Genomic DNA, 20395 nt, shown 5'->3' with positions numbered 1-20395 from the left:
GGTTGATCATGGCAGAACTGTTCCGAATGCCCGCCGTGGCCGCCGACGCGGCGACGGCGGTGCTGTCCGCCTGGCAAGTGGCGGAAGGCGTGCCGTTCGTGAAGGACGACGCACTGGTGTCCATCGAGACGGACAAGGCAGAGGTGGACGTCGCCGCCGAGCGGGACGGCGTGCTGCTCAAGGCGCTCCACGAGGCCGGCGCGGAGGTCGAGGTCGGCGACCCGATCGCCGTGCTCGGCGCCGCCGACGAGCAGGTCGGTGACCTCGACGCACTGCTGGCGGAACTGGGCGTCAGCGTGACCGCGCCCGGCGACGCCCGGCAGGCGGTGCGCCGGGACGTGCCGGAGCAGCCGGTCACGGAGCCCCCGCTGGCCCAGGGTTCCCCGGTTCCCGGACTCCCGGCGTCCTCCCCCTCTCCGTCCGCCGACGGCGGGCCGGATCGCGGCGGGCGCGTCTTCAGCAGCCCGTTGGCCCGCAGGCTGGCCCGGGAAGCGGGGCTGGACCTCGCGGTCCTCACCGGTACCGGGCCCGGTGGCCGTATCGTTCGGCGCGACGTCGAGGCCGCGGTCACGGCTCGCCGGATGCCGGAATCGGTGCCGAGCCAGGCCCCCCGGGAGGCCGCCGCCGCGCCGCAGGCGTCCGTCCCCGTACCGCGGACCTCCGCCCCGGCGGAGACCGGCGACCACGAGGACATCCCGCACAGCCGGATGCGCCGGGCCATCGCCAGGCGCCTGACCGAGAGCAAGCAGCACACCCCGCACTTCTATCTCCGGGCGACCTGCGCCGTGGACGAACTGCTCGCGCTGCGGCAGCGGCTCAACGCCGTCAGCCCGGTCAAGGTCTCGGTCAACGACCTGCTGATCAAGGCCGTCGCCACGGCACACACGCAGGTGCCGGAGATGAACGCGGTGTGGCGACCGGATGCCGTCCGCAGGTTCGGCACGGTCGACGTCTCGGTCGCCGTCGCCACCGACAAGGGCCTGGTGACCCCGGTCCTGCGCGGTGTCGAGAACCTGTCGGTGTCGGCGATCGCCACCCGGACTCGCGGGTTCGCGGAGCAGGCGCGCTCCGGAACGCTGCGGCCCGCCGACCTCGAAGGCGGCTCCATCACCCTCTCGAACCTCGGCATGCACGGGGTCGAGGAGTTCGCCGCCATCATCAACCCGCCGCAGGCCGCGATCCTGGCCGTCGGCGCCGCACGCGACGAGGCGGTGGTCCGCGACGGCGCGGTCACCGTGGCCAAGGTTCTCGGTGTGGTCCTGTCCGTGGACCACCGTCCGGTGGACGGCGCCGTGGCAGCGCACTGGCTCGCGGCCTTCACCGAGGCCGTGGAGAACCCGGTCCGGCTCGTCGTCTGAACCCACCCCGGCGGTCGGGCGGCCCGCGACGTCACCGTCGTGGGCCGTCCGACCCCGCCCCCTCCCTCGGCCGCAGCCCGCGTCCGACGGCTGCCAGAGCACTCCATGAGGACCCCGATGTCTTTGATCCGCGGTTCCCGCGCCCCCGGCGCGGCCACACCACCCGAAGCCCCGCTCGACGCGCTCGGCGAACTGGACCGCCGTAATCTGCGGCGGCTGATGCCGCTGCTGCTCGCCGCCTACATCATGGCGTTCCTGGACCGGACCAACATCGGCCTGGCCAAGGAACGCCTGGAGGTCGACCTCGGCATCTCCGCCGCGGCCTACGGGCTGGGCGCGGGGCTGTTCTTCCTCACCTACGCGGCCTCCGAGGTGCCCAGCAACCTGATCATGTACCGCGTGGGGGCCCGTTGGTGGATCACCCGGATCATGCTGACCTGGGGCATCACCTCGGCCTGCATGGTCTTCGTCCAGGGCGAGAAGTCCTTCTACGCCATGCGGCTCCTGCTCGGTGCGGCCGAGGCCGGGCTGCTGCCGGGCATCCTGCTCTACTTCACGTACTGGTTCCGCTCCGAGATCCGCGGCAGGGCCATCGGGCTGCTCCTGCTCGGCGCCTCCATCGCCAGCGTCATCGGCAACCCGCTGGGCGGGCTGCTCATGGAGATGGACGGGATCGGCGGCTGGCACGGCTGGCAGTGGATGTTCCTCATCGAGGGGGTTCCCTGCATCTTCCTGGCGTTCGCCGTCTACCGGTTCCTGCCCGACGGACCGGCCAAGGCACCCTGGTTGACGCCGGAGGAGGCCCGGTTGGTCGAGGAGGCCGTCACCCGCGAGCAGAAGGAGGGCGCCGAGGCGGCCGGCAACGGCTCCGGCTCCCTGCTGACCGTGCTGCGCGACAAGCAGATGCTGCTGGCCATCTTCGCCAACTGGACGCACCAGGTCGCCCTGTACTCCGTCGTCTACTTCCTGCCCGGCATCATCGGCGGCTGGGGCCATCTCTCGCCCTTCACCATCGGCCTGCTGACCGGCCTGCCCTGGCTCACCGCGGCGGTGGGCGCCGTACTGGTGCCGCCGCGCGCGACCACGCCCCGGCGTTCCCGCAACTTCGTGGTGGTCGGCCTGCTGATGATGTTCACCGGCCTCGTCGTCGCCGCCGTCGCCGGCCCGGTGGTCGCCCTGCTCGGCTTTTGCTTCACCGGCCTGGCGTTCTTCGTCGTCCAGCCGCTGCTGTTCAACTTCCCCGCCACCCGACTCGCGGGCAAGACCCTCGCGGGCGGCCTGGCACTCCTCAACACCATCGGCATCACCGGCGGCTTCGTCGGCCCGTACATCATGGGCTACGCCGAGGACGCCACCGGCAACCATCTGTCCGGTCTGTGGGTGTCCGTCGTCCTGCTCGCGCTCGGCGCGCTGGCGGCCACTCGGCTGCGCTTCTCCCTGAAGAGCTGAGGGAGGGCGCGGGACACGACCGGGAGCGAGAGGGAGTGTGTGCGGGACGGCTTCCACCGAGGCCGTGAGCCGTCCCGCACACGCTCCGCGGCCGCGATGCGTTCCCCAGGAATCGCGCAGGTCCGCGGCGGACACCCGGTCGGCGGGCACGCCCGAGACGGTAGCGGACACCAGGCAGGCGCCCGCATCGCCGGAGTGCCAGTCGAGCACCTGTGGCCCGGGGACGCGCTGGCCGGTCAGCCAGGCGATCCGGTCGCGCTCGGCCCTCAGATCGGCCGCCCCCGCGGCGGCTACGCACTTGGCGTAGCGGGTGCCGTCCGCGCTCCGGAAGACGGCGGCCCCCGACTCGCCCGCCGTGACGGGCAGCCAGTCGCCGTCACCACCACCCGCGCCCAGCAGCACCGGTGAAACGGTCCGGGATCCGGGGTGATCGCGCATGGCGGTCACTCCAGTGCTGTGACCGCAGGGGTTCACCGGCCCGGGAACCGGACGGCTTCGGCCCCGTTCCCGCCGGCGGCCTGTGCCGCCACCGGTACGGGGCCGACGCCCACGAGGCCGCCCACCGATGACGGTCCGCTCGCTCGGCTCTCTCCGTCGGACCGCTTCGGCCGGTACCGCGCGTCGACGGCCTCGGTCCGACGGTGCTCGCGGCACCCGTGGTCCGGACACGCGTGGAGCGGCACGGGACCCTTCGCCCCGTTCGCCGCAATGGACGGTGCGGCCCCGGCGCATCCGCTCCGCGCCGATGTGGCGTTGAGGCATCGGGACCGTCTCCGGGCGGACCCGACGGACCTCACCCGACCGGGCCAGCGAAGTCCCTTGTCCCCATTGGTTCCGTCCCCACCTCGGAGTTGCCCGGACACGGGAGCCATGAATCTGTGGAAGTCGTGATCCGCCGGATCCCGTCTTCCAGGAGGAGACATGCGCCCTGAGCAGAACGGCCGCTCGGCCGACCAACTGTCCGTCGTGTACACGGTCCACGTGATCGAGGGCGGTGAGCAAGGATTCCTCGACGCGTACGAACGCATACGGAAATCCGTCGCCAGCGTCCCCGGGCACATCATCGACCGGCTGGGAGAACCCCTCGACGACTCCCGGCAGTGGGTGATCACCAGCGAGTGGGAGACGCCCGAGCACTTCTTCGCCTGGCAACAGGGCGAGGATCACCGCGCATTGCTGGCCCCGCTGCGGGCCTGGGTCGATCAGACCCAGTCGCTGCGGTACCGGGTCATTCAGGAGACCGTGGGGGTGAAGTCATGACGCATCCCGTCACCGGCCCCGTCGCCGTTCTTGGCCTCGGCACGATGGGCACCGGGCTGGCCACCCGGCTTCTCGACCAGGGTGTCGAGGTCCGGGTCTGGAACCGCACCGCGGAGCGGACGGAGCCGCTCGCCCGCGCCGGCGCCGTCGCCGCGACGCATCCGGCCGAGGCCGTCGAGGGCACGAGCGCGGCCATCTGCACCGTGACCGACGGCGAAGCCCTCGCCGCCGTACTGCACGGACCGGACGGGATCCTGACCGGCAGCCCGTACCCAGGCGCCCTGGTCTGCGCCAGCACGGTCGCACCGGAGGAGGTCGTCCGTCTCACCAGCAAGATCGACTCCGTTCTGGACGTCGGCATGCTGGGCAACCGGGAGCACGCCCGCAGCGGTGATCTGCGGCTGTTCGTCGGAGGCGAGGAGCGGGTCTTCACCGCAGGGCGGCCGTTGCTCGAACTGCTGGGCAAGGAGGTCGTCCACCTCGGCGAACTCGGTTCCGGCATGCGGATGAAGCTGCTCCTCAACCTGCTGATGGGGATCGAGGTACAGGCCCTGGCCGAGGCGGTCGAGTTGGCGGCCGTCACCGGGCTCGACCGGAAGCTCGTCCTCAGCACGATCGCGGGCAGCGGATTCGCCTCGCCCGTCATGGCGTTCAAGTCCAAGCGTCTGGCAGCCGGGCGCTTCGACGAGCCCGACTTCCGGCTGAGCCTGATGGCCAAGGACCTCCTGCTCGCCGCGGACCAGGCCGCCGCGGCCGGACTGCGGCTTCCACTCGTCGCCGCAGCCGCGCAGACCCACGTCCGCGCCGCCGACCAGGGACACGGAGACGAGGACTGTGTCGCCGTCGTCCACGCACTCGCATCGAACCAGGGAACACACACATGATCATCGACATCCATGGACACCTGTCCCCGCCGGATGCCGCACGGCGCTTTCCCATGCCGCCCAGCCTCACCGACGTCGACGGAATGCTCGCCGCCCGCGCCCGAGCCGGTATCGACCTCACCATCATCGGCAGTCCGGTCGGCGCCGGTGCCATGGCGCGCGTCCCGGGCGTCGACAACTACGCGCAACCACGAGACCGGCTCCGGGGCTTCCACAGCTGGATGTCGGGCCTGATCGCCTCCTTCCCGGACCAGCTGCGCGGGTACGTGTACGCCAACCCGTTCGGTGACGACGACCACCTGGAAGGAGTCCGGGAGACGCTGGAGGACCCCGCGTTCGTCGGCCTGATCACCACCTCCAGCGTCCACGGCGAACTGCTCGGCTCTCCGCGCGCCGACTCCTTCTTCGCGCTGGCCGCCGAGACGGGAGTGCCGGTCCTGGTACACGCTCCGGCCGAACCGATCGGCACGGACCGGGTCGACGACTTCGGCTTCGTCGAACAGATCGGTCGGTTCGGGGACGTCACCATGGGCATGGCCATGATCGCGTTCGCGGGGTGGCTGGACAAATATCCCGGCCTGCGCCTGATCGGTGCCACAGGAGGCGGCGCGATGGCGCTGCTGCCGGAACGCCTGCAGACGGCGGCGCGTCCCAGGCACTGGGGCGCCGGCGCGCCATCGACGCAGCCCGACGCCCCGGCGGCGGACCCGGGCGGGGCGCTGCAGCGCATGTACGTCGACACCAGCACGTTCAGCCCGGCGCATCTGGGCCTCAACGCGGAGGTGCTGGGGCCGGAGCGGATGCTGTTCGGCACGGACTCGCCGCCGATGTCCGTACCGCTGGAGGAGCTCCTGCGCATGATCGAGAAGCTGCCCGTCGACAAGGCGTCCCAGCAGCGCATCCTCGGTGGCAACGCCGAGGCCCTCTTCGACCTCAGGAGCCGACCGTGACCACTGTGGACGATCCGGTCGCCGCAGCCGAGCGGTGCACCCCCGAGTTCCGACGGAACCCGCATCCGGTCTACGCCGACCTCAGGGACACGGCGCCCGTCTGCCCCATGCGGCCGCCGCACGGCATCGACACGTACCTGATCACGCGGTACGAGGACGCGCGTGCGGCCCTGTCGGATCCGCGGCTGAGCAAGGACATGTACGGGGCCATGGACGCCTACCGAAGGATCTTCGGTGACTCGTCCGTGGCGCTGGACGACCACATGCTCAACTCCGACCCGCCCAAGCACACCCGGCTGCGCAAGTTCGTCGGCTCCACGTTCACCCCCCGCCGCGTGGAGTCGTTGCGCCCGCGGGTCCAGGACGTCGTCGAGACGCTGCTGGACGGCTGCCCCGCCCGTGAACCCGTCGACCTGCTGCCCGCGTTCGCGTTCCCGCTGCCGATCATCGTGATCTGCGAACTGCTCGGTGTGCCGCAGGAAGAACGGCCGGAGCTGCAACGCCTGTCCACCACGGTGGCGCAGACAGGGTTCGGCAAGGAGGCCAAGCAGGCCCAGCAGATGGCGGAGGAGGGCCTGCACGCGTACTTCGCGGATCTCCTCGCGCGCAAGCGCGGCCGTCCCGGGGAGGACCTGCTCAGCGCGCTCGTCGAGGCCCGGGACGAGAACGGCGGCCTCACCGAGCAGGAACTGATCTCGACAGCGTTCCTGCTGATGTTCGCGGGGCACAAGACGACCGCCTACCTCATCGGGAACGGCGTCCACCATCTGCTCACCCACCCCGAGCAGCTCCGCGCCGTGCAGCGGAACCCGGAGCTGATCGGACCGGCGGTGGAGGAACTGCTGCGCTACGACGGTTCGGTGGAGAGCGCGACGTTCCGTTTCGCGACCGAGGATGTACAGATCGCCGGGACCTGGATTCCGAAGGGCTCCCTGGTGCAGATCGCGCTCAGCTCGGCCAACCGCGACCCGCGGAAGTTCGACGCGCCGGACGCCTTCGACGTGACGCGCCCCGAGAACCCGCAGAGCGCCCATCTGGGGTTCGGCCACGGCATCCACTACTGCCTGGGAGCGCCGCTGGCCAGACTGGAGACGCAACTCGCTCTCACGGGCCTGTTCGGCCGGTTCCCGAGGGCCGCTCTGGCGGACCCCGCGCGTGAGGCGCCCTGGATGGAGGTCCCGTTCCCGGCCTTCCGAGGCCTCGCGGAGCTGCCTGTCGTGCTTGAGCCCGCCATGCCGTGACCGGCAGCCGGAAGGGACCGGCATGCGTTCGTCCGCCGCGCGTTCGCGCACGGCACGGTCGACCACCGCACGAACGCGTCCGTCTCCCGGACGGCTGTCCCACGTCTCGTCGGACGTCGGTCGAAGTCTGGCCGTCGAGCGGGTGGGCGTTCACGGTGGCTTGCCCCAACTCGTTCTGAAACAAGGCTGGTCAGTCGCACAAGGCGGCTGATCGCCGGATCGTGCCGTCCTGCTCGGGTTCGTATCGCGCGCATGTTCCTGCCCTCGAACACTGAGGGATCCGAACTGCTCTGACGCTTCGTCAACTACTCCACGGGTACTCATGAAGTGGTGCCCGCAAGTTGGCGAGGGGGAGCCGTGACAGAACCGGAACCGACGCACGAGATCCACGAGACGACGGACACGAAGGAGACATCCGGCTCGCCGGAGATGCCGGGCCCGCCGGATGCGCCGCCGACGCAGGATCCCGGAGCCGCGAACGGGACACCACAGCCGTCGCGACGAAACCGAGCCCTTGTGATCGGCGTCGTCGGAGCCGTTGTACTGGGTCTGCTCGTGGGCCTGGCGGTCTGGCTGTTCGGCGGCTCCGAGGACAAGACGGCGACGAAGGGCGATCGCAAGCCGTTCGACAAAGCGGTGGCAAGTCTCGCGGTCGCCAAAGGGCTGCATTACAAGGACACGGCGATCGCCGGCGTCACGGTGAGGGACGTCACGGTGACCGCGTCCGGCAAGAAGTTCGGCAGTACGGGATACGGCGACCGCCTGAAGAACCTGGAGAAGGACGTCCTCAGGATCGACGGAAAGACGTACACCCGGTGGAAGAAGGCTCACGACTACGAGAAGGACAGCCTGCCGAAGGACGCGCAGGACGGACCGGGCCGGTGGGCTGTCAATCCGATCGGTGGCACGGCCACCCTTGACGAGGCGCTCCAGCAGTACATCTCCCCCAAGGAGTTGGCCGCCTACCTCGCCCGCGCCCTGGACGACGTCGACCACTTCCCCCGCGCGGACGACCCGGACTCACCACCCCTGACCGTGCACGGGGTGCCGGCGCTGCGGGCCGACACCTCCGTCGGCAGCCTGGTCGTCACCAAGAATCCGCCCTACCGGGTGCTGCGCCTGGAACCCTACGACTTCCACGATCTGTCCAAGCGGATCCGGGAAGCCACCGAACAGGGCGAGCAGCCCGTGCTCCCCGAGGTCACCCAGGGCCCGCTGAAGGAGGGCGACTCCGAGGGCATGGAGCTGGAGCCGGTCACCGGTGCGAAGTCCGAGGCGATGTTCGATCTGCTGGAGGAGTACATCCGCAGGCTCGGCGACGCGGTCGACGAAAGCGTCGACTTCACGCTCAAGACCGGTGGCTCGTTGAACTGCGGCGCCTCCGGTTGCTCCGTCCGGGAGGGGTTCACCGGAGAGATGACTCCCCAGAAGAAGGGGGCGCACGTCGTCGTCGGCAAGGTCACCGCCGTTCTGACCGCGACCGTGACCGTCAACGGCAAGCCGGCGGGCAGGTGCACCAGTGCGCCGACCGTCGTCCGCTTCACCGGCAGTACATCGAGCGGAAACCTGTCGTGCTCGGTCCCGGAGGCGGGACCGGTCTACGCCACCGAGCACGCACGTCTCAAGGCCCAGGCCGAAGCGCAGTCCCGCGCGTCCAACCGTCCGGTCCCCTATCGCGTCTCGATGCGGGCCTGGGCCGAGATCGACGCGCAGGCCGTTGCTCTGGGCAGGGTGGACGAGCTGACCGAGGAGGTACGGCGGGAGAAGCGGGGAGCCTGAGGGGCCCCGACAAGGCGTTGGATGTGCCGGCGGGCGGGACCCCGCCCCGGTTCGCGAATCGGGGCGGGGCGCGAGCCGAGTACGGGCCGGGCGTGCCGTCCCCGGGGAGTCGGCTGCCCGTGCCCGACGGCACGTGCGCACGGCTTCACGCGCGGGGCTCGGCCTCCACGATCCGAGCATGGGCCCAGGCCATCAACCCGGGGTCGCTCAGGGCGTCGACCCACAGGTCGGCCCGGTCCTGTCCTTCGCAGGCAGGGCGTGGGCCGACACCCAGTACACGCAGGCCGGCCCTTCGCGCCGACTCGATACCGGTGACCGAGTCCTCCACCGCCAGTGCGTCCTGAGGGCGCACGCCGCAGAGGTCCGCCGCGGCGGCGTAGACATCCGGATGGGGCTTGGGCCGTAATGCGTCGCCCGCGACGACGATGTGGTCGAAGCGATCCAGCAGCGAGGCCCGTCGCAGGCAGGATTCCACCACGTCCAGTGGGCAGTTGCTGGCCACCGCGAGCGGCAGGTGACAGGCTGCCAGCCGGACCAGAGCCGTCGCGCCCGGCATGGTGACGGGGTCCGCGGCGACCAGCGCCATGAAATGTCGGAGCAGTGAATCGGTCAGGGACTCCGTGAGCTCAGGCTTCCCGGTCTCCCGGGCCATGAGGCTTCCGCACTCGGTGTAGTGCACTCCCTTCGCTCGCTCCGTGAAACCGGCCGGAGGCTTGAGGCCGAATTCCCGGAAGGCGCGAATACGGGCGTCCTGCCAGTGGCGTTCGGTGTCCATCAGAGTTCCGTCGCAATCGAAGACGATGGCGGCCGGGGACCAGTTGAGGATGCGATCAGCTGTCATTTCTCTGCCGTTCTCGGAGAGTGCGCCGACCCCGGTCTTCCGGGGGATCAAAGAGATGTCGGACTGCGGGAGAGACGCGCTCGACTGCTGGGACGTGGATGTCGAGGGGAAATCGATGACCGCGTGCGAAGGCGGTCCATTCGCCTCCGTGGGGCCCGCTGCCCAGAGCGCCGTCCGCCCTGTGGAGCGAGCCCGAAAACATCGTGCTGATTACGTTAATTTCACGGAGAAGACGTGCGCAATCACCATTTCGAGTGTTTTGGGGCAGGCCGGTCACGGAGTGGGTGCGAGGCGCGGCAAGGCCTGCGGGGACTCTATGGCACCCCAGAAATGCGGACAATTCGCTCGTTACTTGCGCAGCTCGGCTTAATTGCCCTCTATGGCCTCATATGGTGGCGGAGTGGTGCAGAAATGAGCCTGCGCAGGGAGGCGGACTTCCCTGATGTCACTCACATGTACGCACGGTCGAAGAATAATAAGAATTCCGTGACCGACGGTGTGGGGCCGTGAGTGCGCGGGTGTGGCACTCCCTTGCGTCGCATGAACGGCGCACGTTATCGAAGGTGGAACATACGTGCAGGACAGGGCGCGAGCTACCCGGAGGTCCCTGTTGGAAGCCGCGGCGCAGCTCTTTCTCGAACAGGGGTATGTGGGCACCAGTATCAATGACATAAGCGGCCGTTCGGGGAAGACCAGCGGAGCCATCTACTTCCACTACTCCAGCAAGGAGAAGCTCGCCCTCGCCGTCGTTCGTGAACAGTTCGCCGCATGGCCGCAGTTGGCCGGGCACTACGCGGCCCCGGAAGTCCCGCCGCTGGAGAAGCTCGTCACCCTGAGCTTCGAAGTCGCCAGAGCTCTGCGCGAGGACGTCATAGCCCGCGCCGGTGCCCGACTGTGGGCCGAACGCCACAGCATCGACGCGGCTGTGCCCGCACCTTTCGCCACCTGGGCCGGGGCCGTCACAAGGCTGCTCGCCGATGCCCGCGTCAAGGGGGAACTCGCCGAGGGCGTCGAGCCGTCGAGCACTGCCACGACACTCGTGTGCGCCTTCTTCGGCCTGTACAGCCTCACCGACGAGGTGGCGGGGGAGCGGGTGCTCGCGGCCCGGCTGCACCAGTGGTGGCTTCTCGTTCTGCACGCGCTGCAGGCGCGCCCGGACCCTGCCGCCCTGATCGCACGGGCGCGGGCGCGCTGCCCCGAGTGACGGCGAACGGCGCTTCCCGCACAGTCTTCGGCCGCTGCCGAGAGGTCGCATGTCGCCGACGCGGACAGCGGTTGGTCGGCCGCCGGTGTGCTCGACGGCATCGAGGGCGACCGTGCGCCGCCTCCACCTGCCCGCGTGCGGGCCGGCCCGCGTCCGCGCTCGGTCGCGGCCGCACCGCCTGCCTCGTCGGTCCGGACCCGTCCCGGCAGCCGGTTCCGGACGAGGCGCGCCCCCGCGTCGACAGGGCTCGTGAACACGTCACCCGAGCGACGTGAGGTGGAAGGTCCGGTGCATTTCTCGCAGACGTTCGGTCAGAGAAGGTACGGGCCCCTGGACCACGAGGCCCGGCACCACGTAGGAGGCCGCCAGGGTACGCACCGGAGACGACAGCACACCCAGCTCGGTCAGCCATTGGGCCAACTGGGTCGCGGAATGGGCGTAGACGATGCGGCCGAGGCCGACCCAGCCGTGTGCGGCCGAGCACATGGGGCAGTGCTCACCGGAGGTGAAGACGGTGGCCTCGGCCCGCCGGTCCGCCGTGAGGTGCTCGGCGGCCCAACGGGCGAGTTCGAACTCCGGGTGGCGTGTGCTGTCGCCGAGACTGTTCACGCGATTGCGGTCCTCGGCGAGGATCTGACCTTCGGCGCCCACCAGGACGGAGCCGAAAGGCGCGTCCCCGGCCCGCAGTGCCTCGGCCGCCAGTTCCACGGCTCGCTCCAGGTGCTGGTGTTCCGCACCGGTCAGTTCAACAGTTGACACGGCTCGCTCCTCTCACGTGCGCGGGATTGCCCACGCGCCCGTTGGACTCACCGTGTCAGGCCCTGACCTGCGGCGTCCAAGAGATGTGAGCCATCGCGGCGATCGGTGGCGTCGATGGACCCGTGACAAGGGTTTCCGTACGGGCGCGCCGGACATGGTGCGCCGCTTCGCCCCAGAGGTGAGGGGGGCGCCGTGGACGTGCCCGTCCGGCCTGGTCCGCAGGAGGGGGAAATGTCCCGCTCGTCTGCCTCCACTCGGGTGCTGCCGGGGCTCCGCAGGGGCCCGGTTCCGGCCCGCTGAATGTGATGCCACCCATAGGAGCCGCGTCACATCCTAGAACGGTTAGTAGAAGCGAAGCTCTTGGAGCAGCGATGAAAAGCCTCAAAATGGTTAATTTTGGACATTGCTCCTAATTTGGGTAGTACGTCACATTCTTGCGTCGGGTTCGGACGGGCGTTAACCATGGCTGTCGTTGCGGGAGACCGCGACCGGGCCGGGCGGATCGCGTCGGACCGGTTCGCACCGGCCCGCATGGCGGGGCTCCGCTCCGCAGGCCGCCGTGATCGAGACGGCGGGCACCACGTGACGTCCCCGCATTGGAGAGTTCCTTCCGTATGACCACGCACACGCAGTCCCGCACCGCCCGTTTCGCCCGTATCCGGACGCTGTCCGTCGCCGGTATCGCTTCCCTGGGCGCCGCTGCGGCCGCCCTCACCCTGACGTCCACCTCCGCCCAGGCCGCCGAGGTGAAGTCGGTGGGCGCCTCCGTGGCCAAGGTCTCGGCGGCCGACGGCAAGAGCGGCAAGGGGTACGGCAACAACCTGGACGGCTGGATCAAGCAGTCGCTGGCCATCATGAAGGCCAAGGGCATCCCGGGCAGTTACGAGGGGCTGCACCGCAACATCATGCGCGAGTCGGGCGGCAATCCGAACGCCCAGAACAACTGGGACGTCAACGCCCGCAACGGCGTTCCGTCCAAGGGTCTGCTCCAGGTGATCCAGCCGACGTTCAGCGCGTACCACGTCGACGGCACTGCGCACGAGCTCACCAACCCCGTCGCCAACATCACCGCGGCCGCCAACTACGCCGCCCACCGCTACGGTTCGATCGACAACGTCAACTCCGCCTACTGAGCGGCGAACTCCACACCCACCGCGTGAGCCAGGACCGGCACGGCAGCACCGACGCTGCCCATGCCGGTCCTTCGGCATGCCACGCGGGCGACCGGACGCCGAGGCACGGGCCGTGCGGACGAACCCGCCCGTCCACGTGGGGCATCCGGGCCGTCGCGGGACCGGATGCGTTCAGGTGCGGTCCGGTGCCCTGCCGCGGAGGGCTGTGCGCGATCACGACCCGGACGGGGGGCGGTGCGTCGGCGGTCGTCTCGGGGGACTATGGAAGCACCAGGGAGGCACGGGGAACCATCCTGGCGCCGCAGCCGCAGCCGCAGCCTCGGGCCCGGCGCCGGTGGTGCGTCGCGTCGGCAGGTGGAAGGAGCGCCCGGGATGAGTGGAGCGGGAACCTTCGATGCCGGCAACGATTCGTCCGGCCCGCGGCTGGAGCGGCCCAGCGGCGTACTGGACGCTCTCGGCGTGGCCGTGGTGGTGCTGGACGCCTCCGGGCGAATCGTGTTGTGGGGCCCACAGTCCGAGGAACTGTTCGGCTACTCCGCGCAAGAAGCGCTGGGCCGGAGGGCGGCGCTGCTGCTGGTCCATGAGCGGTACAGGGACCTGGTCGTCGGCAAGTGCGAGCGGATGCTGGAGACCGGCCGCGGCTGGGCCGCCGTCTTGCCCGCACGGCACAAGGACGGCAGCACACGGTTGGTGGAACTCCACGGCGCCCGGCCGGCGACCGAGCAGGGAGACCTTCACGCTCTGGCTGTCGCCACGGACGCCACGAAGCTGCGTGAGGTGGAGCGGGACGTCGCGTTGTCCACGCAACTGATCGCCCAGTCACCGATCGGCCTGGAGGTTCTCGACACCGATCTGCGCTATGTGGCCGTCAATCCCGCGATGGAGCGGATGCACGGCATGTCCGCCGAGGACCACGTCGGCCGGGGATTCCGCGAGGTCCTGCCCTCGGTCAGTGTCGACGCGTCCGAGGCGGCGGTCAGGGAAGTTCTGGAGACCGGACATCCACAGGTCGACAGGTACACCGTCGGCCGCACTCCGGCCGATCCTGACAACGACCATGCCTGGTCCGTCTCCGTCTACCGGCTTGAGGGACCCGACGGTCGGGTGCTGGGTGTCGCCACATCAGTGGTGGAAGTCACCGATCGGTACGGTGCGATCAAGGAGGCGGCGCAGGCCCGGCAGCGTCTGGCCCTGATCGCCGAAGGCTCGGCCCGCATCGGCACCACCTTGGACATGCGGCAGACAGCCCGCGAACTGGCCGATGTCGTGGTGCCCGAGCTCGCCGATGTCGTGGTCGTGGACGTACTGGACTCCGCGCTGGACGATCGTCGGCCCGCGAATCCCGTCGGCGGCCCGGCGCTCTTCCGTACCCTCGCGGTGAGAGCCGCCGGCCTCACCGAGGCGGCCCGCGCCGCCGGTGCGGCCGACCAGTCGGTCAGCTACGGCGCCGACCGGCTGCCCACCCAATGCGTACGGACCGGGCACCCCGTCCTGGTGAGTCATGTGGAGGAGCGGGACCTGGCACGCATCGCCCGTGACGCCGGTGCCGCCGCCGTCCTGGCCAGTGCCGGTATCCACTCGTATCTCGCGATACCGCTGGCCGCCCAGGAGGGGGCGTTCGGGGTGCTGGGTCTCATGCGCGGTCGTAATCCGCTGCCCTTCGACGCGGAAGACGCCACCCTGGCCGGTGAACTGGCCGGTCGGACCGCGGTGTCCCTGGACAACGCGCGCCTCTACCAGAGCGTCCGCAACACGGCGGTGACGCTCCAGCGCAGTCTGCTCCCGCGGCCGGTGCCGCCGCCGGGCCTGGAGATCGCCACCCGCTACCAACCCGCCGGGACATCCACCGAGGTCGGTGGAGACTGGTTCGACGTCATCCCCCTCGCCGAGGACAGGACGGCGTTCGTGGTGGGCGATGTGATGGGCAGCGGCATCGACGCGGCTGCCGCCATGGGCCGTCTGCGTACCGCCACCGCCACTCTCGCCGACCTGGGCCTCCCGCCCGATCGGGTGCTGCAACACCTCGACAAGATCACCGCCGGCCTGGAGCCGTCCATCGCCACCTGCATCTACGCCGAGTACGACCCGCACAGCGACTTGTGCTGCATCGCTGCGGCGGGGCATCTGCCCCCTGCCCTGACACCCGCCGGCGACCACCCCGAACTGCTCGACCTGCCCTCCGGCGCGCCTCTCGGGGTCGGCGGCGTGCCCTTCGAAGCGGCCACCGTGCCGCTGCGTCCCGGTGATCAACTGGTCCTCTACACCGACGGCCTGGTCGAAACGCGCCGCGACGCCATCGACGCGCGCCTCGACCTCCTGCTGCGCGTGCTCGACGGCGCCGACGGCTCCCTGGAGGAGACCTGCGACCGGCTCCTGGACGCGTTGCGTGATCCGGACGACCACGACGACGTGGCGGTACTCATCGCCCGGCCCGGACCATGTCCGCGATCCGCGGAGGAGGAGTGACCCCGGCACGGTTCCCCGCCGCCTCGGCCGCACGGCCGCCCCTCAGCGCTACGGCCGAGCGCTCGACCCGCCGTACGCGGCGGCCGCGAGGCCCGCAGGCGGGGAGCGGGGCCGAAGCGGATCCCGTCGTGGCCACGGGAGATGGTGTCCGGGGCGCGGCACTTCGTCGGTGCCGCGGGTGCGGTTGACGGATGACTGCATGTCAGCTCGCTCCTGTGCGGGTACACGGAGCACGGGTGACGTTCGAGCCCGCCGACGCGGCTTGCAGGGCGAAGCTGTGCCCTCCGGTCGGCGCCGAAGCCGGCGTTCTGCCTGCGCGACGACCCGCTCCCGGCCCTGGGGCGGACGTCAGGCCCGGTCGCCGCATTCCGATAGAGCGGCACCGTTTGAATGATCAAAGTGCCAGGGGGTTACCATATGAGCGCCGCCTAGCTCGAAAGATAAATCTGTGACTGTCAACGAGGACTCGTTCACCAGCTGGAAGAACCGCGAGGAGATCGCGGAGTCGATGATCCCCATCATTGGGAAACTGCACCGGGAGCGGGATGTCACGGTCCTGCTTCACAGCCGCTCCTTGGTGAACAAGTCGGTGGTCAGCATCCTCAAGACCCACCGATTCGCCCGCCAGATCGCCGGTGAGGAGCTCTCGGTCACCGAGACGCTGCCCTTCCTGCAGGCTCTCACCACGCTGGATCTCGGCCCTTCCCAGATCGACATCGGCATGCTCGCCGCGACGTTCAAGACCGATGACCGCGGTCTGTCGGTCGGGGAATTCACCGCCGAGGCCGTCGCCGGTGCCACGGGTGCCAACAAGATCGAGCGCCGCGAGGGACGCGATGTCGTCCTGTACGGCTTCGGCCGCATCGGCCGCCTCGTCGCCCGGCTGCTCATCGAGAAGTCCGGCTCCGGAAACGGTCTGCGACTGCGTGCCATCGTCGTCCGCGGGGGCGGCGGCCGGGCCGTCGAGGATCTCGTCAAGCGCGCCTCGCTGCTGCGCCGTGACTCCATCCACGGCCAGTTCCAGGGCACGATCACCGTCGACGAGGCGAACAGCACGATCGTCGCCAACGGCAACGAGATCAAGGTGATCTACGCCAACGACCCGTCGGAGGTCGACTACACGGCGTACGGCATCAAGGACGCCATCCTCATCGACAACACCGGCAAGTGGCGCGACCGCGAGGGCCTGTCGAACCACCTGCGCCCCGGGATCGAGAAGGTCGTCCTGACCGCGCCGGGCAAGGGTGACGTCCCCAACATCGTGCACGGCGTCAACCACGAGACGATCAAGCCGGACGAGCAGATCCTGTCCTGCGCCTCCTGCACCACCAACGCCATCGTCCCGCCGCTGAAGGCGATGGCGGACGAGTACGGTGTGCTGCGCGGCCACGTGGAAACCGTCCACTCGTTCACCAACGACCAGAACCTGCTGGACAATTACCACAAGGCCGACCGGCGTGGCCGCTCCGCGCCGCTCAACATGGTCATCACCGAGACCGGTGCCGCCTCCGCCGTCGCCAAGGCTCTGCCCGACCTCAAGGCGCCGATCACCGGCAGCTCGATCCGCGTCCCGGTGCCGGACGTCTCGATCGCGATCCTCAGCCTGCGGCTCGGCCGTGAGGCCGATCGCGAGGAGGTCCTCGACTACCTCCGCAACGTGTCGCTGACATCGCCGCTCAAGCGGCAGATCGACTTCACCACCGCCCCGGACGCGGTGTCGAGCGACTTCATCGGCTCGCGCCACGCGTCGATCGTCGACGCGGGCGCCACCAAGGTCGAGGGCGACAACGCGATCCTCTACCTGTGGTACGACAACGAGTTCGGCTACTCCTGCCAGGTCATCCGCGTCGTCCAGCACGTCTCCGGGGTGGAGTACCCGACCTACCCGGCCCCGGCGGTTTGATCCCAGCGCCCCCTACGCACGCGCACGCCCATGGCGTCGACCCGGTACTGCTTTCGCTCAGCGGCACCTTCGGAGTACCGGGCCGTCGCCCCGTGGGTTGCGGGGGAACCGAACACCCGTCAGCGTGAACCCGCGGATCCACCGGCGTGTGCCGGACCGATGCATCCGCGGGTGCGGGTGAATCACGAGGATCCCGGGCGATCCGCGAGGCTTCGGCGACGATGTCGGCCCGGACGTCCTCGGGTCATGACGGCCGCCCGCCGAACTGCCAGTCGTGCACCTCGATGTCGGCGTACTGGTTCGCGGTCAGGACGGCGCGAGCCGCGTCCGGGTTCGGTGCCCGGACCAACGCCGCCGTGCCCAGCCAGGCGGAACCGTCGTCGGACAGCATCGGCCCGTAGGCGATCAGCTCGTCCCGGTCGGGTGGCGCTGCGAGGTCCGCGGCATGCCCCGTGCCGAAGCCGAGCACCAGGTACCGGTCGCCACCGGTCCGACCGCCGGGGAAGTCCCACATGGTGCGCCCGAGTGTGTTGTTCCATCGTCGCAGCAGCACGTCCCGGTACACACCGGCCTGGTAGTTCGGCTCGGCGAAGGCGAACGCGCGGGCGGCGGCGGGATCCGGCAGGTCGACGATGTGCACGCTGCCGGTGGGCGTGTCGCCGGCGAGGGTCGGGCCCCGCGCGATCATCTCCTTCGCGTACTGGTCCATATAGGCCCAATGATCTTCCAATAGCTCGTCGCGCAGAGGTACGGAGCCGGGACGGTCGCGGTGGTAGCAGAAGAACTCCATGCCCATAGAGTCCCTTCGAGGAGATCTCCGAGTCGAGCGGGTTTCACTGCGGTGACCACCTCGACAGCCTCACCCGGCAGCACGCGTGCACCTCGAGGGAACGGTCACACGTCGCGGTGCCGCACGACGACCACCGCGAGTGCGACCGCGATCAGCGGCCAGAGGATGTACACGATCCAGAAGCCGGGTGTCAGGGACGTCAGCCCGGATGTCGTGGTGATGGGCCGAGTTCAACTCGTGATCACCGCCTACGAAACGGGGCTGGTCACGCTGCCTCGCTGAGCGTGTTCCCGGGGCACGCGAGCCCGGCGCGACCCGAAAGGGACAGCCTCAGGGCTTCAGGGCGCGCTCGACGCGGAGGCGGGCTTCGTCCAGACAGGCGTCCAGACTGGTCCGGGGCGTCGGTGGCTCCGGAACGTGTGAGCACATGCGCAGCGGCTCGTTGAGCCAGGCCCACACCTCGGCAGCGGGGTCCGTAAGGCCGCTTACTTGCTCCGCGACCGTGTCGTGGAGGTGGTCCGGGTCCGCGAGCAACCGGCCGAGGCTGTCCAGCGTCACTCGGTCGGCGGGTACGGCATCGCGGATCGCCAGGACATGGAGACCGACGGCCAGAATCGCGCGGATGCGCATCGCGTCCCAGGCGGTCATCACACGTCGGTTCGTGAGCCCGGTCGCGCGGTGCAGCGCGGCTGTCCACTCCGTTGTGCGCTGGTCAGTGGTCATCGCTCCGTCTCCCCCTGGCATCCGCAGGACCACCTGCTTGAGTCCGTGCCCCGGTGGCCGAGAACCCGACGTCTCAGCGTAGTCCGTCGTTGGCCGCCGGGGAGGGTACGGGCGGACACGCACGAGCCCCGCACACTCGGGCCGGTCCCGGGAACACGTGGTCGGCCGTCCGCCCCACCGGGCCCCCGACACGTTTGAACGCGCGCCGGGCAAGGAACAAGTGGGTACCTTACGGTAGTTGCCCCATGGTCATCGTGAAGGAGTGCGTACATGACGGTCTCACTCGGTCTGGGTCTCCCGCAGATGAAGCAGTACGACATCGGACGCGATGTGGCCACCGTCGCGCGCGCGGCGGAGGAGGCCGGGTACGCGAGTCTGTGGGTCTTCGAGCGCGTCCTGTTTCCCGAGCCCGCGACCCAGGGGCTGTACGGTGTGCCGGGACTGCCGTGGCCCGACCAATATCGCAGTGTCGCCGACCCGCTGGTCACCCTTGCGCTGGCCGCCGCGGCCACCGACCGGGCGCGGCTCGGGACCAGCGTCCTGGTCGCGCCGTTGCACGTGCCGTTCCAACTGGCCCGTTCTCTCGCCTCACTGGATGTGGCGAGCGGTGGGCGAGTGGTCGCGGGCCTGGGCACGGGATGGTCTTTGGATGAGTACGCGGCCGCCTCCGTCGCGCCCTTCGAGAGGCGAGGCGCGGTCCTGGACGAACTGCTGGACGTGTGCGCGGCCGTCTGGGGACCGGACCCCGTCTCCTACGAGGGCGAGCTGACCACCATCGCCCCGTCCGAGGTCGGCCCCAAGCCGGTGCGCCCCATTCCGGTCTATCTGCCCGCGAACAGCCCGCGTGCCAACCGCCGTCTGGTGGACCGGGCGGACGGCTGGATGCCCGTGGCCGCAGGCGCCGTTCAGCTGGCCGAACAGTGGCAGCGGGTGCAGGACATGGCCGCCGAGCGAGGACGGGAGCGTCCGGTCGACATCTGCGCCCGAGCCAATGCGCGGTACAGCGCCAAGCCGATCGAGGGCACGGGCCGCCAGCCCTTCCACGGGAGCGTGGCACAGATCGTCGAAGACCTGGTGGCGCATGCGGAAACGGGCGTACCGGAGTTCTTGCTGGACCTCCAGGGCGCGACGCGTGATGCCGCGGAACTGATCGATGTGGCGACCGAGGTCTACGAGGCGGCGCGCGCCGCGGGCGTCTGACCGACGCGTGAGGGTGTCCGAGCCCACTGCCCGGCGGGGACGGGGCGGACACCCTCACGCGGCCTCACGCGGTCGGCCCTGTTGACGAGCCCGCTGCTGTGCCCCCACGGCCGCGACGGCCGGCCTCCCTCCCACGTGCGGCCGAATCCCCCTCTTCGCGCCGATGACCGGAGCATCGACGGGCCCTTCGCGGCAGAAGCGGAAGTCGCGCTGCGGCGCACGCGGACGAGGGACGGAAGGCGGTCGGGACAACGCACGGTCGTCACCGCTGCCCGGCGCCGGGCGAGATCCGTCCGATGCGCAATCCGGAGCGTTCCTCCAGCCACCCTTCGTCAGTTGGATGCCACCCCCGTCCGTGGTTGCCCACAGCTGTTGCCGCGCGTGCCGGCTGTTGCGTTCAGCTGTATACCGAGAAGCGATGAAGAGCTGCGCGTAGGCGATCAATCGGGCATTTC

Annotated in this window: 16 protein-coding genes and 1 pseudogene; 12 read left to right on the top strand and 5 right to left on the bottom strand. The window is 69.9% G+C overall.

Translation table 11 applies throughout. From position 1 onward, the window contains the following. Window positions 1-8: 8 nt before the first annotated feature. Together ACF1B9_RS07730 and ACF1B9_RS07725 are read left to right on the top strand one after the other, a co-directional pair. A complete protein-coding gene (locus ACF1B9_RS07730) occupies window positions 9-1358 on the top strand; it encodes a 2-oxo acid dehydrogenase subunit E2 (protein WP_391739634.1) in 1350 nt (449 codons plus the stop codon). 117 nt (window positions 1359-1475) lie between these two features. Next, window positions 1476-2807 (top strand): MFS transporter, encoded by a 1332-nt coding sequence (locus ACF1B9_RS07725; protein WP_391739633.1) that lies wholly within the window; start codon window positions 1476-1478, stop codon window positions 2805-2807. Between the two features lie 102 nt (window positions 2808-2909). On the opposite strand, the pseudogene ACF1B9_RS07720 reads toward ACF1B9_RS07725, so the two are convergent. Beyond that, window positions 2910-3245 (bottom strand): annotated as a pseudogene (locus tag ACF1B9_RS07720) (aminoglycoside O-phosphotransferase APH(3'')-Ia); the annotation flags it as partial. Between the two features lie 483 nt (window positions 3246-3728). Here ACF1B9_RS07720 and ACF1B9_RS07715 point away from each other — a divergent pair. From ACF1B9_RS07715 to ACF1B9_RS07695, 5 genes are all read left to right on the top strand, one after another. Beyond that, window positions 3729-4067: an antibiotic biosynthesis monooxygenase family protein gene (locus ACF1B9_RS07715; RefSeq protein ID WP_376222165.1), complete on the top strand. Its 339-nt coding sequence runs from the start codon at window positions 3729-3731 to the stop codon at window positions 4065-4067. After that, entirely contained in the window at window positions 4064-4951 is an 888-nt protein-coding gene (locus ACF1B9_RS07710; RefSeq protein WP_391739632.1) for an NAD(P)-dependent oxidoreductase, read from the top strand. The genes ACF1B9_RS07715 and ACF1B9_RS07710 overlap by 4 nt, the downstream gene beginning before the upstream one ends. Continuing rightward, window positions 4948-5901 carry an amidohydrolase family protein gene (locus tag ACF1B9_RS07705; protein ID WP_376285120.1) on the top strand — a complete coding sequence of 318 codons (954 nt, stop codon included), beginning with the start codon at window positions 4948-4950 and terminating at the stop codon, window positions 5899-5901. Before ACF1B9_RS07710 ends, ACF1B9_RS07705 begins: the two co-directional genes overlap by 4 nt. Next, window positions 5898-7142, top strand: a complete 1245-nt coding sequence (locus tag ACF1B9_RS07700) for a cytochrome P450 (RefSeq protein ID WP_391739631.1) — start codon at window positions 5898-5900, stop codon at window positions 7140-7142. The genes ACF1B9_RS07705 and ACF1B9_RS07700 overlap by 4 nt, the downstream gene beginning before the upstream one ends. Window positions 7143-7499: 357 nt before the next feature. Next, window positions 7500-8921, top strand: coding sequence for a hypothetical protein (locus ACF1B9_RS07695; protein ID WP_391739630.1), 1422 nt, complete (start codon window positions 7500-7502; stop codon window positions 8919-8921). 145 nt (window positions 8922-9066) lie between these two features. Here ACF1B9_RS07695 and ACF1B9_RS07690 read toward each other — a convergent pair whose 3' ends face one another. Further along, window positions 9067-9762 carry an HAD family hydrolase gene (locus ACF1B9_RS07690; protein ID WP_391739629.1) on the bottom strand — a complete coding sequence of 232 codons (696 nt, stop codon included), beginning with the start codon at window positions 9760-9762 and terminating at the stop codon, window positions 9067-9069. A gap of 574 nt (window positions 9763-10336) precedes the next feature. Between ACF1B9_RS07690 and ACF1B9_RS07685 the strand changes: the two genes are divergently transcribed. Beyond that, a complete protein-coding gene (locus ACF1B9_RS07685; RefSeq protein ID WP_391739628.1) occupies window positions 10337-10966 on the top strand; it encodes a ScbR family autoregulator-binding transcription factor in 630 nt (209 codons plus the stop codon). 258 nt (window positions 10967-11224) lie between these two features. Here the strand turns inward: ACF1B9_RS07685 and ACF1B9_RS07680 are convergent, their stop codons facing one another. Next, on the bottom strand, window positions 11225-11725 hold the full coding sequence (locus ACF1B9_RS07680) for a nucleoside deaminase (protein WP_391739627.1): 501 nt from the start codon (window positions 11723-11725) through the stop codon (window positions 11225-11227). Between the two features lie 614 nt (window positions 11726-12339). Here ACF1B9_RS07680 and ACF1B9_RS07675 point away from each other — a divergent pair. The 3 genes from ACF1B9_RS07675 to ACF1B9_RS07665 all read left to right on the top strand — a co-directional run bounded on the left by ACF1B9_RS07675 (window position 12340) and on the right by ACF1B9_RS07665 (window position 17227). Then, the gene (locus ACF1B9_RS07675; RefSeq protein ID WP_391739626.1) at window positions 12340-12858 is read left to right on the top strand and encodes a transglycosylase SLT domain-containing protein; all 519 of its coding nucleotides are present in this window, start codon (window positions 12340-12342) and stop codon (window positions 12856-12858) included. Between the two features lie 372 nt (window positions 12859-13230). After that, complete coding sequence (locus ACF1B9_RS07670) at window positions 13231-15324, top strand: SpoIIE family protein phosphatase (RefSeq protein ID WP_391739625.1); 2094 nt, start codon at window positions 13231-13233, stop codon at window positions 15322-15324. A gap of 448 nt (window positions 15325-15772) precedes the next feature. Further along, window positions 15773-17227, top strand: a complete 1455-nt coding sequence (locus ACF1B9_RS07665) for a glyceraldehyde-3-phosphate dehydrogenase (protein ID WP_391739624.1) — start codon at window positions 15773-15775, stop codon at window positions 17225-17227. Between the two features lie 244 nt (window positions 17228-17471). On the opposite strand, the gene ACF1B9_RS07660 is transcribed toward ACF1B9_RS07665, so the two are convergent. Both ACF1B9_RS07660 and ACF1B9_RS07655 read right to left on the bottom strand, forming a co-directional pair. Beyond that, window positions 17472-18017, bottom strand: coding sequence for a YciI family protein (locus ACF1B9_RS07660; RefSeq protein WP_391739623.1), 546 nt, complete (start codon window positions 18015-18017; stop codon window positions 17472-17474). A gap of 330 nt (window positions 18018-18347) precedes the next feature. After that, window positions 18348-18740: a hypothetical protein gene (locus ACF1B9_RS07655; protein WP_391739622.1), complete on the bottom strand. Its 393-nt coding sequence runs from the start codon at window positions 18738-18740 to the stop codon at window positions 18348-18350. A gap of 270 nt (window positions 18741-19010) precedes the next feature. On the opposite strand from ACF1B9_RS07655, the gene ACF1B9_RS07650 reads away from it, so the two are divergent. Further along, window positions 19011-19940, top strand: a complete 930-nt coding sequence (locus ACF1B9_RS07650; RefSeq protein ID WP_391739621.1) for a TIGR03619 family F420-dependent LLM class oxidoreductase — start codon at window positions 19011-19013, stop codon at window positions 19938-19940. The last annotated feature ends 455 nt before the right edge of the window (window positions 19941-20395 follow it).

This window comes from Streptomyces sp. NPDC014727, from assembly GCF_043083485.1.
Taxonomy (GTDB): domain Bacteria; phylum Actinomycetota; class Actinomycetes; order Streptomycetales; family Streptomycetaceae; genus Streptomyces.
This window is presented reverse-complemented; position numbering and strand designations above follow the sequence as displayed.